We start from the raw sequence: 17,662 nt of genomic DNA on the forward strand, positions 1-17,662 counted from the left end.
AACTTAAAGTATCCCAAAAGTGAAAAGATTTCCGAAAGTTACAGTATGAAGATTTGTATCAGTTGTACTTGTTCTCCAAAAGCTTCCAGCGTTTCGCTAATGACTATTTCTTTCTTTAGGGATTGGTCAAAACTCGACGGTCAGTAATAAAACTTTAAAGGGCATCAAGGCTCTGCGGACTCCTCCCAAATGCGGGTCAAATCACCCGAAGGTCTACAAAATAAGACATAAAATGAAAACTCTATGAAATCTTTTTCTAAGCAAAGTCAACTGAGAACAACCCTGACAGCCATACTGCTGACCTTGACTTTGAGTAGCTGTGCGGCTTCCAGCGGCGATCGCTCGACTTCCCAAGGCAAACCTCAAGTGGTTGCAACCAGCACAATTTTGGCTGACTTAACAGCTCAGATTGGCAAAGACGAAATTCAGCTAACCGGACTTCTCAAACCGGGAGCAGACCCACATACCTACGAGCCAGTCCCAGCAGACAGCGTGGCTCTAGAGAAAGCAAACTTAATTTTGTACAACGGGTACAACCTTGAGCCAGGGCTAATTAAATTGATGAAAGCCGCAGGCAGTAATGCGCGTCAGGTGGCTGTAGGAGAAGTAGTCCCGTCATTGCAGCTAGAAAAAGAAGGGCGCAAAGTTCCTGATCCCCACGTTTGGGGCAGTGTGCAAAACTCAATTCGGATGGCAGAGAAGATTCGAGATACGTTGATTGAACTGGAGCCAGAAGATCGCGATCGCTTTACCCAAAACGCTGATCGGCTTATTGCAGAGCTAAAACGCCTCGACACCTGGATCACTCAACAGATTCAGACCATTCCCCCCAACAGGCGCAAACTGGTTACGACCCATGACGCTTTTCAGTATTACGGGCAGGCCTACTCGTTGGCGATCGCAGGAACGCTAATTGGCATCAGCACCGAGGAGCAACCCAGTGCCCAAACGGTTCAAAAGCTAGTAGAAACCATTAAAGCGGCAGGCGTACCAGCTATTTTTGCAGAAACTACAATCAACCCGACCTTAATTCAAACGGTGGCACAGGAAGCAGGCGTGAAGCTAGCTACGCAGCGATTATATTCAGACTCGATCGGTGCTCCTGACAGCAATGGTGCCTCCTATATCAGAATGATGGTTGCCAATACCACTGCGATCGTTGAAGCTTTAGGTGGAAAAGTTACTCCCTTTTAGAAGTCGCCGTCAAACAATGCCCGTTCGGTCGAATTTCCGCCCTTTTTGACTCGACTCTTCCAGATTCCAACTCCGACGAAATTAAAGTTAAGGTCTCTAGTTCAACAAAGATCCACAATTACCCTCAAACGCGAAAAGAGCCTTCCCTCTCAGGAAGACTCTCTTCAAACTAACCTAACTCAAGCACTAGACGGTCAAGACTAAGCGTTGATGGCTGGAGCAGACAGGGCGACAGGAGCCGCTTGCCCAGCAGCCAAGTCCAAGGGGAAGTTGTGAGCATTGCGCTCGTGCATCACTTCCATCCCTAGATTCGCCCGGTTGATCACGTCCGCCCAGGTGCCAATCACCCGACCCTGCGAGTCGATGATGCTCTGGTTGAAGTTGAACCCGTTCAGGTTGAATGCCATCGTGCTCACGCCCAGGGCGGTGAACCAGATGCCGACGACGGGCCAGGCACCCAGGAAGAAGTGCAAGGAACGCGAGTTGTTGAATGAGGCGTATTGGAAGATCAACCGCCCGAAGTAGCCGTGCGCTGCCACGATGTTGTAGGTCTCTTCTTCTTGCCCAAACTTGTACCCTGCGTTCGCGGATTCGTTCTCAGTTGTCTCTCTCACCAGTGAGGAGGTGACCAATGACCCGTGCATGGCGCTGAACAGGCTGCCGCCAAACACTCCGGCGACTCCCAGCATGTGGAAGGGGTGCATCAGGATATTGTGCTCGGCTTGAAATACCAACATGAAGTTGAAGGTGCCGGAGATTCCCAGGGGCATTCCGTCTGAGAAGCTGCCTTGTCCAATCGGGTAGATCAGGAAGACGGCGGTCGCGGCGGCCACAGGCGCGGAGTAGGCGACGCAGATCCAGGGGCGCATTCCTAGGCGGTAGGACAGTTCCCATTCGCGTCCCATGTAGCAGAAGATGCCGATCAGGAAGTGCAGGACGACCAGTTGGTACGGACCGCCGTTGTATAGCCATTCATCTAAGGATGCGGCTTCCCAGATCGGGTAGAAGTGCAAGCCGATCGCGTTTGAGGACGGAACTACGGCACCGGAGATGATGTTGTTGCCAAACATCAAGGAGCCAGCAACGGGTTCGCGGATGCCGTCGATGTCCACGGGCGGTGCGGCGATGAAGGCGATGATGTAGCAGATGGTTGCGGACAGGAGGGTGGGGATCATCAATACGCCGAACCAGCCTACGTACAGGCGGTTCTCGGTGCTGGTGACCCAGGAGCAAAACTGCTCCCACAGGTTGGCGCTTTCGCGTCTCTGCAATGTCGTTGTCATGGTGAATAATTACTAATTTTTGAGATGTATGTTGTGGTGTTTTCCACACTTCATACATTAGGGCATTTCTTAAGCTTTGTAAAGAGTTTTCACAATGTTTGTAGAAAGGTCACTGGGTGTTGCCTTAAGAGATACCCCGAAAACAGTCCCTCATCAGGGCTGTAGGCTGTTTTGGATAGGAGCTACGATCGTCCCTCCTTTTATGAAAGTTCACATTTGAAGAAGTCCGAGCTTGCCAGGTCGTGAGTAACTTCAGGCTGAGAATAGTAAATTGGCGACTCCTGAAATCTGTTCTACTGGCGCGATCGAGCGGGGTAATTGGGGTAAATGGACGATCGCTTGTTTGGGAAACCGTTTGATTAAATTCTGATCGACTGTCTCAGCGCGGTTGTTGACCAGGTAGCGTTGAGTGATTTTCAGCTTGATTAAGGATGCGGTCAGTCTCTCAGTTTCGGCGAGGATGGCGGACTGATTCTGAAAGACACCGATAAATTCAGTGTGTTGGGGATTGAGCAGTTTCTTTTGGGTTTGGATGACCCGCTGACGCAGACTCCGTAACCGATTCATAAATTCTGTCCGTCCCAGCACGTCTTGATATTTGATCCATAATTTGAAGATCCAGGACAACCAATCGCCCAGCGCTGTCGGCATTTCTAAGAAACGCAGTAAGTGGCCTGTAGGAGCCGTGTCTAGAACAATCAAGTCCTGTTCTTTGGACTCCAGCAGTTCCATCACTGTAATGAGTGAGAGCATTTCATCGATGCCAGGGAGCGCCTGAGAGACGATTCTGCGCCAAGCTTCGGGACTGTAGGCGATTTTTAGGCTGCTGTCGGAGGTGCTAGACTCGCCACTCATCATTTCAGCAAGCTCCCACAGATATTCTTCGCGAAACTGCTCTAGAACTTGTTTTGAGTCGATTTCTTGTCCGCTTAAGTGAGTCGTGAGGGGTGTGGAGGCGTGTTCTAGTTGAGTACCCAGCGCGTCTCCCAGAGAGTGAGCCGGATCGATCGAGATCACTCGAATGTTTTGATCAGGATGTCGTTGGGCCATGCCCCATGCGATCGCCGCTGCTACCGTCGTTTTGCCCACCCCTCCTTTGCCGCCAACTAAAATCAGCTTGCGGCCTTCGGTGATGAAGTCACTAAACCCTGGTGAAAGGCGCTGAGAAAAATGAGTGGGCGGCGATTCTAACGGGAGAATTTTGACCTGGGCTGGCTGAATTTGGCTAATCAGCCGATCGAGAGCTTGATCTCCCACAGGTTCAACAGGCTGCTGAAAGGAGAGGACGATCGGTTCGGATTCCGCTAGGTCAAAGAATTTTGTGATCAGGTGCTGTTGTTCGCTGAACTGATCGAGATTGCTGGCAACGGGCAAGATGTGGTTGATGAAAAGCCCACCAAAGGGAATGTGTAGCAGTTTGAGCGCGTCCAAAAATCGCTTGGTTTCTAAAAGGCTCATCCACTCAGCGATCGCCACCACCAAACAAGCCGTCTGCGTTTTGTCCTGGAGTAACTGTCGTCCGTTGGCTAAGTCAGATTTCATCTCGATCAAAAAGCGATCGGCTTCGTCTGCGGTGTACCTTCCTGTAAAGCTTTGACTGATGACATGATGTTTTTCTTGAAAGAGTTCTAACGCAGATAGGAATTCGTCTAAAAAGTCCATCAAACTGAATAAGTTTAAAGTGTGACCGCTGGGAGCCATGTCGAGAACGATGCGATCGACCTGCTGATCTCGCAGCAGACGCTGAATTTCTAAAATGCCCATCAGTTCATCTAGTCCCGGCCAACTTAAATCCCAGATGGGTGACAGGTCTTCTTTTTGCACAAAACTACCCCGCTCGATCAGCAACTCCAACACTTTGCCATAGGAGGCTCTAAATTCTTCTAAAAGGGTTGGCGCGTCTAAGGCTCTAATGGTCAGATTGGGTAAATTTTGTCGCGAAACGGCTGTATTGCTAATCGGCAGTTGCAGCACATCGCCCAGGGAATGAGCCGGATCGGTAGATAAGAGAAGAATTTGCTCATTGGGAAACTGCTGGGCCCATCTGCGTGCAAATCCACAGGCGATCGTGGTTTTGCCGACACCGCCCTTGCCGCTAAACATTGCGAGATTCAAAGAGTCAAACTGATTCATAGGGGAGTTTTGCGTTGACGATGCGGAACTGTTTGTGGGAACACTGTGGCTGTAGTTTTCCCAATCGATTGCGGAGGGCTGCGATCGCAAAAAAATTCTGTCTCAAGTAGCGACGGTGAGCCAATGAGTGATTTGTTTAAGGGATTTGAGCAATTATTAGAACTCGCCAAAATTTTGGAGGAGAAAGCAGAGAAAGGAGAACTGAAAGCAGACATTCAGATTAGCCGCAATCTCAGCAGCATTCCTCGTCAGGGCAATATTCCAACAGGAGTCACCCGAGTCCGCCCTCCCAGTCATCCCACAAACGAAACTTCAACGCCGTTGGAGGAGATGGTCAGTTCTCCAGCCTCTCTTAAAGATGTGGGTGGATTGGGAGAAATTTTGCGAGAGCTTCGTGAGTTGGTCGAGATTCCGCTCAAGCGTCCTGATCTGTTGGCAAAATTGGGATTAGAACCGATTCGAGGCGTTTTGCTCGTCGGCCCGCCCGGAACCGGGAAAACCCTGACCGCTCGTGCCTTGGCAGAAGATTTGGGCGTGAGCTACATCGCGATCGCCGGCCCCGAAATCATGGGCAAATACTATGGAGAAGCCGAGACTCGTCTGAGAGGCATTTTTGAGAAGGCGGCGAAGTCTGCTCCCTGCGTAATTTTCATCGATGAGATTGATAGTCTTGCGCCCGATCGCAGTAAGGTTGAAGGCGAAGTCGAAAAGCGCGTTGTGGCTCAGTTGTTGAGTTTGATGGATGGGTTTGCCAAGACCAAAGGCGTGATTGTTTTAGCCGCAACCAATCGCCCTGATCACCTCGATCCTGCGCTGCGTCGTCCGGGAAGGTTTGATCGAGAAGTGCAATATCGAGTTCCCGATCGCGACGGACGCTTAGAAATTCTCACCATTTTGACTCGTGCTATGCCTCTGAGTGAATCAGTGGAACTGGGCGCGATCGCTGACCTGACAGTTGGAATGGTCGGTGCGGACTTGAAAGCCGTTTGTCAAAAAGCAGCGTATACCGCATTACGGCGGCAGGTTGGTTCGCTGAAGGAGCCATTACCCGATGTGATGACAGTGGAACAAGCGGACTTCTTACATGCCCTGAGAGAAATCAAACCATCGGTGTTGCGATCGGTCGAAATCGAGTCACCAAACCTTGCCTGGAGCGAAATTGGCGGATTAGAACTCATCAAGCGTACTTTACAAGAATCTGTTGAGGGCGCATTGCTCTACCCCGAACTGTATCAACAAACAGGTGCAAAAGCGCCCCGTGGCATTCTCCTTTGGGGGCCACCTGGAACGGGTAAAACGCTCTTGGCCAAAGCCGTTGCGTCTCAAGCGAGAGCCAATTTTATCGCGGTCAACGGGCCCGAACTTCTCAGCCGTTGGGTCGGGGCAGCAGAACAGGAAGTTCGAGAATTGTTTGCAAAGGCTCGGCAAGCGTCTCCCTGTGTCATCTTTATCGATGAGATTGATACGCTGGCTCCTGCTCGTGGAAAGTTTAACGGGGATTCGGGAGTAAGTGATCGCGTCGTCGGTCAGTTGCTTACCGAATTAGATGGACTGCAAGCCTGTCCCAATGTTCTATTAATTGGCGCGACTAATCGACCAGATGCGATCGACACCGCTTTGATGAGAGCAGGTCGATTGGATCTGCAACTCAAAGTAGATTTACCTGATGAAACCAGTCGGTTGGCGATTTTGCAGGTTCACAATGGCGATCGTCCTTTATTTGAAGTGGATCTTAATAATCTTGCTGCCCAGACAGAAGGCTGGAATGGCGCAGATCTGGCACTTTTTAGCAATCAAGCTGCTCTACAGGCGATTCGTCGATACCGTGCCCAGGGATTTACTAATCCATCCAACATTCAAATCACAATGGCTGACTTTACCGCCGCTTATCAAGCACTCATTAGCCAGCGCCAAGCGCTTCAGTAATTTGAGACCTGTGATTTGAGAATTGAAGTATGAAGCCAGCCTCTGAGTGAATTAAATAAGCCCAATGAATCAAGGGGGGCTACGTGAACAAAATCTGCTTGCGCGAGTTAAAACGCAGCACTCTCCTGGACTTTTAGTGAAAAAAGAGAGTTACCAATAGCTTCCTCAGAAAAATCGATCTAGAAACCTTACTAAATAAAGAGTTCAAGATTTATCAGTTAGCTTATGGTCGTAACATCAGGAGAGCCATCAAAAACAAGAAAACTGCTAAGTATATAGGCAAATAAGTAGATAGGCACAATTGAATTGAAGATGGTTTTCAAACTGTGCAAGGGTTCTAGGCGAAGCCATCTTTATATTTAATTTGACCTACCCACTTAGGAACGAAAACTAAATAACATCGACTTCTGTAGGTTGGGTAGAGCCTTGCGAAACCCAACGATTACTGGCGACGTGCTGGGTTTCATGCTTCAACCCAACCTACGAAGTTATTTAGTTCGTGATCCTTATTTGTGCAAATTAAAGAGGGTGCCGCTTACCGACACGTTCTTCATAGAGCTTTCGATAGGCATCTTGAGCAGCGGGCTTTACTTTATCCCAAGCTAACCCTGTCTTCCCATGAGTTTCCCCATATTCGCTTCGTAACTCAGGTTCGATCTCGTCAAAGGTTTTTCCGGTGTTGCCATGTCGAGAGAATGCCTCGTAGCCAGTTTGATAAGCGGGGGCGTAATCATCAAAGGTTCGACCCGCCTCAATATAAGGGCGAGAAGTGTGATGAGCGCGCCAGTGTTCGTGTTCGAGGCTGGCATCAATGACCTCAGCCGTTTCCTTGCCTAGTAGCCCGCCACCGATCGCTCCGATCGCGGCTCCTACGACTGCTCCGATCGGGCCCCCAACGGCACCCCCCACGATCGTTCCAATTGTCCCTGCACCAGCAGCACCGAGTCCGGTCTCTACAGGATGGGCACCCGGTTCACCCGTGATTGGGTCAGGATGAGAAGTAAGGTCGCTTAAAGGTTTCTTGGGGTCATTCATGATTCAGTTCCTTGAGAATAATTACCAACTAAAACTTTAGATAGCGAAGTCGTATGCTTTGAAAGAGGCAGGTGCTCTAATGTCAATCCTTCTAGAAAATTATTGGAGTGACAACAAAACACCGCCCACCTCCATTAGTTGCTTTTTAACCAGAGAATTCATCTATATTTGGGGGAGTTTATTCTTATCAAAAGGAACAGGCACTATGTCTGCTCAAGAATAGCAATGGAGAATAGGGGAATCGAACCCCTGACCTCTGCGGTGCGATCGCAGCGCTCTACCAACTGAGCTAACTCCCCTCACCCAGCCATTTTAGCATTTATCAACTGGCATCTAAGCTGCTGTAAACTTGCTGCACGCGATCGAGTTCTAAGTCAGAAAGATAATCAACCGTCCAGTTGGCGCAACGCTGGAGCATGTGGAAGGGGTAACTGTTGGCAACTCCGACGACTGAGATTCCGGCTCGTTTGGCAGCGGCAATTCCGGCAAAGGTGTCTTCGATCGCCAGACATTCAGAAGGCTGTAAGCTGAGATCGGGAAACTGCTGATTAAGGCGATCGACGGCGAGTTGGTAGCCGTCGGGTTCGGGCTTGCTGGCGGTCAGGTCGTCTCCAGAAACAATGAGCGAAAAGTTTTGGTTAAGTTGCAGGCGAGTCAGAACGGATTCAATTTCGCTACGAATAGCTCCACTGACGATCGCCAGTTTGCAGGGTGTTGCTTTTAGGCTAAAAATCAGATCCTCTAGCCCTGGATAGGTCGGGAGTTTTTCTAGCGCTGCAATCTGCTGAAGGTAGGCTTTGGCTTTGCGGGCGATCAGTTGATTGAGGTATTCCTCGGTGACGACTCTGCCCCGACTGGCAAGCAGATCAGTTAAGCAGGCGCGATCGCTTCGCCCCAGACAGATTTCTCGAAATTCTCCGGGTCTGGGACGCAGATTCTCCTCCACTAAAATCTGTTCGATTAGCTTCTCGTGAAGTGGCTCATCGTTGATAATTACGCCATTAAAATCGAACAGAACAGCTTTGAGAACCATGAAACCGTCGCGGATGAGAAAGGCTACCCTCACTTTACCAGTCTGAGAGAAGCGATCGGCTCAAACCTCTTGTCTCTTGCCCCTATTCGAGGAAAAGCTATCGGATTTGCCTTGGTTTTTCTATACTGGTTGCGTAAACCCACTTAGCCCTCTCCCCTATGGATTTCTCTGGTCAACATCTGCGAGGACGTAACTTTAGAGGGCAAGATCTGACGGGGGCAAATTTTTTGTACGCAGATATCCGAGGGGCAAATTTTAGCAACGCGATTTTGAAAGGGGCAAATTTTACGGGCGCAAAAGCAGGACTGCAAAAGCGCTGGGTGGTATGTCAACTGCTGATTTCACTAATGCTGTTATTTTTATCTGGCATCTTATCTAGTGTTTCTGGTTGGTTTGCCGCCTATTTCTTTCAGCCTAAAATAATCTCGCAAAGCACAATTATTTCTGCTGGTGTAAGTGCCATTCTCTTGTTTGTACTTGTTAAAATTGTTCACCAAGGATTCACAGTTCAAGCGTTTGGAACCATAGCTAGTATTGTTACTGCTCTCGCTGCGGGTGAGATTTCTGCTGCTGTTGTCAACAAAGTTTTTGGTGATGGCATTGGTGACGACTCTATTTCTATTGTTATTCCTGTAGCTGGCGCTATTACTGCGGCCGTTATTAGCTTTGTGATTAGTGCTGTTTTTAGTAATCTCGCCGACAGTTTTTATATATCTGTTACTTTTATAATTTCTGGTTCTATTACTGGTGCTGTTGCTGTTACTAGCACTGCTAATGCTGCTATTGCTGTTGTTGCTGCCGTTACTGTCGCATTGCTCAGTTTCTATGCGGCGTGGAGATCGCTAAAAGGAGATGAAAAATTTGACCTAACTCGGACAATCGCTATCACACTCGGCGCGATCGGCGGTACTTCGTTCTGCGGCGCTGACCTCACTGGTGCAGACTTCACCAAAGCCATTCTCAAAAGCACTAACTTCAACCACACCAAGCAAAAACAAACCATTCTGCATCAAGTCTGCTGGTCGGAGGCTGTGAAGCTTGATCGTGCTCGTTTAGGAACTTCCATTCTTGCAAATCCTGATGTCCGTCAATTATTGGTTACGCGCAATGGCTACAAAAAATCCTATGCGAATCTCGATCTCTCTAACGTCAATCTCAGAGGAGCCAATCTTAATCACGCAAACTTAACCAAAACCCTTGCTGTCGGTGCAGATTTTAACCAAGCCTGCCTCACCGGAGCTTGCCTCGAATCCTGGAACATCGACCACACGACAAAGCTCGATCATGTCGATTGCCAATATGTGTTTTTGCTAGAGCAACCCAACAAATTTGGTAGTCGAGAACGTCGCCCCCACGACTCCGACAAAGTGTTTCAGCCCGGAGACTTTGAGAAACTCTATGCCAAAATTATGACCACGATGCAACTTTTGCTGAGAAATGGCGTAAATCCAGAAGCTTTTGCCGTTGCCTTTCAGAAATTGATGCAAGAAAATCCTGATATCTCGCCTGACTCAGTGCAAGCGATCGAGAAAAAAGGCAACGATGTTTTGGTCACACTTCAGATTTCAGAAGGAACCGATAAAGGCAAACTAGAACATACTTTTGATACCGCTTATCAAGCAAAATTAGAAGCACAAAAGAACGCTGAATTATTAGAATCTGAGAAACGCCATAACCAGGAATTAAATCATCTCGCTCTGACGCTGGCTCAAAACACAAATCTGGGAAATCTACTTTCTAACCTCACGATCGTTGCAGGAAACGACAACACCATGACAGATAACAAAAATCAAGGCATCAACACAGGCGCAAACAGTTTCGTCAACACTGGAACTAATAAGATGATAAACAGCATTCTTAACATGAGCGGTGCTGTCACAAATGCCCTAAATCAATTACCAAACACAACGACTGAAGAACCTGGAATCAAAGAATTATTGACGCAACTGCAAACGGCGATCGAATCCGATCCTGAACTCTCAGAAAAAGGCAAGACGAACGCTCTGGAACAAGTCAAAACCCTGGCAGAAGTCGGACAAAACCCAGAACAGTTAGAGAAAAAGAACTTGGGCGAGAAAGCAATGATCTTTTTGAAAGGAACGATCGCCACGCTTTCCGACACCGCCAAACTAGCCGAAGCCGCCAAAGTTCTATTACCCCTGATCGCCAAAGCGTTAGGATTACCTGTATAGACATCCAGCTTGCGAATTTTAGCTTGTCGAGCGATCGAGGTTTCACCCATGACCACTCAAATCGTAACGCCAGTCACCGTCCCCATCAAAAATATTGTGCTTGAACCCGGCAGCGTCTTGACCATTACAGACATTACCTGGGAGAAATTTGAAGCCATTTTAGAAGAACTGGGCGAAAAGCGAAGTGCCCGCATCGCCTACAGCAACGGAGTGCTAGAAATTGTGGCACCTTTACCCGCTCACGAACGCCCCAACCGCATCATTGGTCGCATTGTCACCCTTCTGCTGGATGCTCGAAATTTAGAGTGGGAAGATTTTGGCTCAACGACCTTTCGACGCAAGAAAAAGCAAGCCGGACTCGAACCCGACACCTGTTTTTATATCGGAGAAAATGCCAAACGAGTGCGATCGTGCATGATGTCGATGAATCTGGACGTGTACCCACCGCCCGACTTAGCCATTGAAGCCGATGTCACCTCAAAAACCACACTAGAAGCCTATGCTGGAATCCAGGTGCCAGAAGTCTGGATCTACAACAGAGGCAAGCTAAAAATTAATTTGCTCAACGACAGCGAGTATCAAGAATCAGCCACCAGTCTTGTATTTCCCGATTCGCCCATTACACAACTGATTTGTGATCGCGTCCAGCAAGCCATGCAAGAGGGCACCAGTTCGATGTTGAAGCAGTTGCGGCAGGAAATGAGGGATGAGCTAGTGCAAAACGTTTTGATTAGCTGATTGCCCATTGTCCGTCTTGGATTTCTTGAGTAAATGGTTTGGGCTGAAAGCGCTCACCTGGTAACGGCTTCACGCCGCGAGTCACTTGATGAATCCACCAAAATTCTTGAGTCTGCACCGCACCAAATCCGGCGGTCTCCATCCAGGTATCCAAATTGCCAGCCGCGTAGGATTGAATGTAGGGTTCCTCAAAGATTTGGGTCAGCCACTCAGTTTGACGCAGCGTTTTTTGGTTGCCATCCAGAATCAGCACTTCGCCTCCAGGCGTGAGCAAGCGATCGGCTTCCTGCAAAATGGACTGCGCGACGATCGGTGGCGTTTCATGAAACAGGAGAGAAGCTGTCACCAGATCAAAAGAGCCGTCTGGAAACCGGGTTTGTTCGGCTTTACCGTGTTGCCAGGAAATCTCAAGTCCGGCTTGTTTGGCTTTGTAGTCAGCGACAACGAGCATGTAGGGAGACAACTCTAACCCAATCACGTCGGCTTGTGGAAAAGCCTGTTTGAGCATCAGCGTGGTGGAACCCGTCCCACAGCCGAGATCTAGAATGCGACGCGGATGAGTTTGAATGCTGTCGATCAGACTTTGGCGCACCCAGGTTTCATTAGGCGGCAGGGCGTACTGAGTGATCGGATCATAGGAGACGGCAGCGCTGATGTTGAGATAGCCCCCTTCGATGCTGTGAAAATGTTGGCTGCTGTAGTAACTGGGATAAGCAAGCTGGGGATCGCGAAATTGGTCGCTGGCAGACTGCCAATCGATGCTTTCATAGAATCGTCTCAGGGCAGATTCATCGATAAACAGTCGAGCGATCGGGGCGAGATATTGCTCAAAAATGGTGTCTTTACGAACGGCCATAGGACAAGTGGGGATTGTGGTGTCTAGGGACTTTGGACTGAGCAGCCTTAGAGGTTTTTAGTCTTTGGTCTTTGTCGCGCTTCATTAGAACATCTTCACTGTATATCAATGTTTTGGATCGATGCTCTTAGAGAAGGGTTCAAAGATCGACCGCGAATCTAGTAGCAGATCTAACCGATATCGCTTTAAATGCCAGTGTCACTTTGAAACTTCAAATGTTAATTAAATGTTAATTGATGGCGTTCTCTACTTTTTTCTCAGTCCGCTCCGATACCAATGGGCGATTGTTTGGGGAGAAACCCCTACCAGGTAAGCAAGAATTATCCATTGATTCATTAAAGTGGTTTGCAAAACGCCCAGAGCTTGCCAGCGTCGTCCTGAAGTGATTACGGCGGCAGGGAGAAGGGCGATCGTCCCGTATCGTCTGAGTTGTCGCATCAGCTCAAAATCCTCCATAATTGGCAAATTGGGAAATCCGCCTAGCGTTTTGAACGTGTTGCTGCGTAAGAAGATAGCCTGATCGCCGTAGGGCATTTGTAGCCAGCGAGATCGCCCATTCACGCCCCATTCCACCAGACGCAAACTCCAGAGATCTGCGTCGATTTTGAGCGAAAAGGCTCCCGCGATCGTGGCAGGTTGACTAAGCGCCCGACGAATCATCGTGTCAAAACCAGCAGGCAGCCGGGTGTCGGCGTGAAGAAACAGCAAAATGCTTCCGGTGGCGGCGTTGGCTCCGACATTCATCTGGTGGGCCCGCCCAGGAGTCGATCGCAGCACTCGCGCCCCTGACAAGTGAGCTAATTCCAGAGTCTGATCTCGGCTACCTCCATCAACGATGATTAACTCTATCTCGCTCGCTTGCTGTTGAATTTTCAGTATTTGAGCGATTTGATCAGCCTCATTTAGAACCGGAACCACGATTGAGATTTTTGCACAGAGCATGGAGAATCAAGGCGCAGGGCTTTTGGGATGTTAAGGTTGCGAGGCTTTTTTGGCGATGGTTTGCTCTATTTTTTCAGGTTTCTCTTTGTTCTGGCTTGAGATCTTCGGGTCGATCGACATCACTGAGAACAGGCAAGTAAGCAATCGAACATCCTAATTTCTCTGCGATCGCAACCGTTTGCTGTAGGACGATCGCAGTACTCCAGGCAACCCCAACAAATAGATCTGGCATAAAGTGGCGCAACCCAATTAAGTAGTATCCACCATCGGTTGCCGCACCCAAAACTAAATCGTGAGTTTGCAGTTTCTCGAATGCGATCGCGAGAATGGAGGCATCTAAATCAGGACAGTCTGTACCAATGGCGATTACAGATTTTGCGCTGCGATCGAATGCTGATTGGAATGCTTGAGAGAGACGATCGCCCAAGTCTCCTGAATGCTGAGAAGAATAGCTTAAATCTTTGCCTAACCAGGCTTGCATTTGATCGCGACCCCTTGCGGGTGACTCGAAGAGATCGCTCCCAGAAAATCGAACTTCTACCGCAACAGGACGCAACGTTTGCAAATGTCTCACTTCTGTCAAGGTTTGCTCGGTCATCTGTCGATGTAAGGCGGCCGCTCCTTGGGGCCCCAAAGCTGGAATCAGACGAGTTTTTGCTTTTCCGGGTTCTGGATAGCGCGTAAAAATAATCAGGCAGGGAGTCTCCGAATCTAACGGTGAGACAGTAGAGTTTGACATCGTTTGGTCTCGATCGTTGAGGATTAAACGTTTAGCATTAGGACTTCGACAATCTTAGCGGCTGTTTTGAGCTGAGTGAGCAATGTATCCTGCGTTACTAGACTTTTTGTAAAGTAATCTGGTATAAACTAACTTGAGGTTACTAATTTTAGTGAAATCACAATAATACCGATCTTTTTGAGCAAAAAAGCCAAAAGAAAACATAAGCGAGATGTTTGCTTTGATCCAAAAATAGGGTGCGAGTCATCAACTACCTGAAAGCAGTTAACTTCTAAACGGGAATGACAAACTACTAGAATTAGAATCGACTGGAGTACATCACCAGGCATACTTTAAATACGCCATTGGGTACATTATTTTCTGTCGATCGCAGACTAAGGTAAGACTGCTCTACAAGAGGGCACAAATGTTGTAAAGTTTATGTTCTGTGCATCTGTCTAGTGACTTTAGATCACCAAAAGATCAGCAAAGTGGCTCTACTAGAAACTTCTCTAGCTTCCTGTCGTTTCGCTATTCAAGACTCAGGAGAATTGAAGATAACTGCACAAAATTAGAGAACGCAGAATTAGGAGAACTTGACCCTTCTAGACTGAGATTATGCAAATTTGGCACGTTGGCGCTTCACCCTCAATTACAACCGTAGATGGATGCAACAACACCGTTTGGAGTCTTGCAAGAGAGCAGGCATCTCTCGGACATCACGTTACTCTAGTGCTAGACCAGCAACCCGACCACACAGCGCAAACGATCGCTGACCATAATCCAAAACTCCATCTTTGTTATCTTCCTTCTAACTTTTGGCACTATGAGCCAGATGCTCTCTCCCAAGAGTTTCAACTACAGACTCCTGATATTGTCCATTTTCACTCTATTTTTATTCATAAACAAGCCAGTTTAGCTAGACAGCTACGGCAGATTGGCATTCCCTATGTGATCACTCCCCATGCGCGGGTGTTATCTCAACGATTTGGGCGAAGTTGGATTAAGAAGTACTTCTACAATTGGCTAATTGAGAAAGCCAGGTTTCGGGGAGCCGCTGCCATCACAACCGCCACGGTGCGAGAAGAAGCCGAGATTCGATCATTCATTCCAGGCTATCAGGGCACAATTCACTCGCTGCTCAATCCGATCGATACCTCTACATTAAGTCAAGCTTCCTGGGAAAGGAATTCTCAAGCAACTCGACTGGTTTATTTAGGGCGATTTGATGTGTTAGTTAAGGGCATCGATCGCTTGATTGAGTTAGCGCGTCTGTTACCACAGGTTGAAGTTCACCTCTATGGCACAGAAGACCCCAAAACAAAATCATGGCTCGCTCGCCTCAAAGCAGACTTGCCCACAAACGTCTATTTTCATCCTCCTGTATTTGGGGTAGAAAAGATTCAAGTTCTCAAAAAAGCAGCGCTCTATATTCAAATGTCTCGTCAAGAAATGTTTGGCATCTCGATCGCAGAAGCGATGTGTATTGGCACGCCCTGCGCGATCGCTGAAACATTAAATATCGCCGAACTCTTTCACCATCACAATTTGGGACTGGTATTGCCTGCCGATCTTGAGCAGAGCGCGATCATGTTGTCAAATGCGTTGCGCTCAGAAGCCCGTCTAAACCAGTGGTCAGAACGAGCGAAACAGTTTGCACAAAGTCACTTTGAAGCGTCAGCGATCGCCGCTAACTGTCTTCAACTGTATGAACAGGTTCTCTGTCAGCGTGACCCGTTTTCTCAGTGTGGCAAAGTTCTCAAGCGTTAAAGGCTTTTAGACTGCGCGGAGACCTTAGACTTTAGACGGGAGATCAAAGACTTGAACTGCTGTGTCGAGAGTCCAAGATCTAAAGTCCAGAGTCCAAAGTTCCCAATCCAACGACACGACACCCCATGAGCATTCAGCCTTTTGCGTTGCGAGACAAACTCAAAGCGCTTCATTCAAATTTTTTGGTGGCTAATATTGTGAATTGGACAAGTCACCCGATCGTGATCGATGAGCGATCGGCAATGGTGTTTTCTCCCCATCAGGACGATGAAACGCTGGGCTGTGGGGGGATGATTGCGCTCAAGCGACAGTACAAAGGGTCTGTGAGCGTGGTGTTTTTGACCGATGGCCAGTCGGGAGGGGCCGATTTGAGTGTGATTGGTGAGCAGCGGATAAAACTGCGGCAACAAGAAGCGATCGCAGCCCTGACAATTTTGGGAGTCGAGAAGTCAGATGTGCATTTTCTAAACAAACCAGACGGCACGCTTGATCAGTTGTCAGAACCGCACCGTCAACAGACGGTCGATCACATCGTACAACTGCTGCGTGATTACCAACCCAAAGAGGTCTACGTTCCACATCGTCGCGATCGTCATCCTGATCACGAAGCCACTTATCAATTAGTGCAGGCGGCCATGACACAAGTCGGACTGCAAGCCACAGTTCGAGAATATCCCGTCTGGATTTTTTGGAAAGCGCCCTTATTACTCGATTTGCAGATCAAAGAAATTGTCGGAGCCAAACGGCTATCCATTCAATCTGTGGTGGAGAAAAAGAGAGCCGCGATCGCAGTCTACGATTCACAAACTCATGCGCTACCTGCTGGTTTTCTCAAGCGATTTACTAGTACTGATGAGTTTTTTTGGTAGAGTTTTGGTCTTTTACAGAGAAAAGGACAAAATTCGGCGTTGCTGAACGATAGTCTGAACTCGCCCTCCAATTCTGAAAACCTCCAGACTTTCAATCTCAACGATTCATAACTTACGGAGATCTAACAGGCAGTGTAGATCACCAGAGTTTTGTATTGATCAATTTGCTTGATTCTTCCGGCTGATTCAAACTTGCGAACGATCGGTTCTGCTTGCTGCCAGGCCCATGAGCCAGTGTAGAACACCAGCCTGCCATCAGGATTAAGCTTGTCTAAAAATAACTGCACTAGAGATTCGTCAGTCTGGTGAACTGAAGCAGCATTCTCAGGGAGATAAAATTCGCATAGGTGAAACAGCGATACCAGATCAAAAGTGGGTAACGTGTTTTGAGTCAGCGTATAAATATCTGCAAACAAAACTTTATAGTGCTTCGCCAGGGTTGTATCTTTTAGCACCAGTTGGATGTAAGCGCGATGCTCAGGGGCCGATGCCGTAATGCCCATAACCTCATTTGGTTGAGCAAGCTTCTGATTTTCTAACCCGACAATGTGGTGACCACCCGTGCCAAAGTGAAAGATGGTTTTGTTTTGAATCTGCGATCGCTGCAAATAGTCAACTAATTCGAGATCACAGGGGCATTGGTTACGATCGAGCGCCCAATAAGAAGCCTTTTGATAATAAGAAAGCCCAACCAGTTGAGGAATCGACGGCCGAATCTGTCGAATGGTGCTGATTAACTGCTTGGCGATCGGAATCTGGGTAAGAAGCTTGAGGTTCATCGCAGCCATTGTTTGCCATCTCCCTGAATTGATGTGAACTTTGCACCTTGGACTTTAGACATGATTCATGGCTTCGGTCTAACGTCCCTCTTTGCCGCTTTTGTCGCGTTTATTCAAAGAATTGATATTACACAAGAATTTACAGAAGAGGATTAGTCAAGTCAAGATTGCCAGAATACCTTTTAAAAAAACTG

Annotated in this window: 14 protein-coding genes and 1 tRNA gene; 6 read left to right on the forward strand and 9 right to left on the reverse strand. The window is 48.2% G+C overall.

Features of this window, described 5'->3' with window-relative positions; genetic code table 11:
- Positions 1–243: 243 nt before the first annotated feature.
- The gene (locus ACKFKH_RS01390; RefSeq protein WP_446856429.1) at positions 244–1,194 is read left to right on the forward strand and encodes a metal ABC transporter substrate-binding protein; all 951 of its coding nucleotides are present in this window, start codon (positions 244–246) and stop codon (positions 1,192–1,194) included.
- 200 nt (positions 1,195–1,394) lie between these two features.
- Here the strand turns inward: ACKFKH_RS01390 and psbA are convergent, their stop codons facing one another.
- Positions 1,395–2,477, reverse strand: a complete 1,083-nt coding sequence (psbA, locus tag ACKFKH_RS01395; protein ID WP_446856430.1) for a photosystem II q(b) protein — start codon at positions 2,475–2,477, stop codon at positions 1,395–1,397.
- A 252-nt stretch (positions 2,478–2,729) separates the two neighbouring features.
- Positions 2,730–4,610: an ArsA family ATPase gene (locus ACKFKH_RS01400; protein ID WP_446856431.1), complete on the reverse strand. Its 1,881-nt coding sequence runs from the start codon at positions 4,608–4,610 to the stop codon at positions 2,730–2,732.
- 123 nt (positions 4,611–4,733) lie between these two features.
- Here ACKFKH_RS01400 and ACKFKH_RS01405 point away from each other — a divergent pair, with 123 nt between their 5' ends.
- The gene (locus ACKFKH_RS01405) at positions 4,734–6,536 is read left to right on the forward strand and encodes an AAA family ATPase (RefSeq protein WP_446856432.1); all 1,803 of its coding nucleotides are present in this window, start codon (positions 4,734–4,736) and stop codon (positions 6,534–6,536) included.
- A gap of 519 nt (positions 6,537–7,055) precedes the next feature.
- Here ACKFKH_RS01405 and ACKFKH_RS01410 read toward each other — a convergent pair.
- The 3 genes from ACKFKH_RS01410 to ACKFKH_RS01420 all read right to left on the reverse strand — a co-directional run bounded on the left by ACKFKH_RS01410 (position 7,056) and on the right by ACKFKH_RS01420 (position 8,604).
- Positions 7,056–7,571, reverse strand: coding sequence for a hypothetical protein (locus tag ACKFKH_RS01410; protein WP_446856433.1), 516 nt, complete (start codon positions 7,569–7,571; stop codon positions 7,056–7,058).
- Positions 7,572–7,797: 226 nt separating this feature from the next.
- Positions 7,798–7,870, reverse strand: a tRNA-Ala gene (locus ACKFKH_RS01415).
- A 23-nt stretch (positions 7,871–7,893) separates the two neighbouring features.
- Positions 7,894–8,604 carry an HAD family hydrolase gene (locus ACKFKH_RS01420; protein ID WP_446856434.1) on the reverse strand — a complete coding sequence of 237 codons (711 nt, stop codon included), beginning with the start codon at positions 8,602–8,604 and terminating at the stop codon, positions 7,894–7,896.
- Positions 8,605–8,762: 158 nt separating this feature from the next.
- Here ACKFKH_RS01420 and ACKFKH_RS01425 point away from each other — a divergent pair, with 158 nt between their 5' ends.
- Positions 8,763–10,796, forward strand: coding sequence for a pentapeptide repeat-containing protein (locus ACKFKH_RS01425; protein ID WP_446856435.1), 2,034 nt, complete (start codon positions 8,763–8,765; stop codon positions 10,794–10,796).
- 9 nt (positions 10,797–10,805) lie between these two features.
- On the forward strand, positions 10,806–11,534 hold the full coding sequence (locus tag ACKFKH_RS01430; protein WP_446856436.1) for a Uma2 family endonuclease: 729 nt from the start codon (positions 10,806–10,808) through the stop codon (positions 11,532–11,534).
- On the opposite strand, the gene ACKFKH_RS01435 is transcribed toward ACKFKH_RS01430, so the two are convergent.
- The 3 genes from ACKFKH_RS01435 to ACKFKH_RS01445 all read right to left on the reverse strand — a co-directional run bounded on the left by ACKFKH_RS01435 (position 11,527) and on the right by ACKFKH_RS01445 (position 14,071).
- Positions 11,527–12,390 carry a class I SAM-dependent methyltransferase gene (locus tag ACKFKH_RS01435; RefSeq protein WP_446856437.1) on the reverse strand — a complete coding sequence of 288 codons (864 nt, stop codon included), beginning with the start codon at positions 12,388–12,390 and terminating at the stop codon, positions 11,527–11,529. The genes ACKFKH_RS01430 and ACKFKH_RS01435 overlap by 8 nt on opposite strands.
- Positions 12,391–12,636: 246 nt before the next feature.
- Positions 12,637–13,308, reverse strand: a complete 672-nt coding sequence (locus ACKFKH_RS01440) for a TIGR04283 family arsenosugar biosynthesis glycosyltransferase (RefSeq protein WP_446856438.1) — start codon at positions 13,306–13,308, stop codon at positions 12,637–12,639.
- Between the two features lie 97 nt (positions 13,309–13,405).
- Entirely contained in the window at positions 13,406–14,071 is a 666-nt protein-coding gene (locus ACKFKH_RS01445; RefSeq protein WP_446856439.1) for a TIGR04282 family arsenosugar biosynthesis glycosyltransferase, read from the reverse strand.
- Positions 14,072–14,668: 597 nt separating this feature from the next.
- Between ACKFKH_RS01445 and ACKFKH_RS01450 the strand changes: the two genes are divergently transcribed.
- Positions 14,669–15,820 (forward strand): glycosyltransferase family 4 protein, encoded by a 1,152-nt coding sequence (locus ACKFKH_RS01450; RefSeq protein WP_446856440.1) that lies wholly within the window; start codon positions 14,669–14,671, stop codon positions 15,818–15,820.
- Between the two features lie 125 nt (positions 15,821–15,945).
- Positions 15,946–16,689 (forward strand): PIG-L deacetylase family protein, encoded by a 744-nt coding sequence (locus ACKFKH_RS01455; RefSeq protein ID WP_446856441.1) that lies wholly within the window; start codon positions 15,946–15,948, stop codon positions 16,687–16,689.
- Between the two features lie 122 nt (positions 16,690–16,811).
- On the opposite strand, the gene ACKFKH_RS01460 is transcribed toward ACKFKH_RS01455, so the two are convergent.
- Entirely contained in the window at positions 16,812–17,477 is a 666-nt protein-coding gene (locus ACKFKH_RS01460; RefSeq protein ID WP_446856442.1) for a hypothetical protein, read from the reverse strand.
- Positions 17,478–17,662: the final 185 nt, after the last annotated feature.

It is taken from the genome of Phormidesmis sp. 146-20, assembly GCF_052939475.1.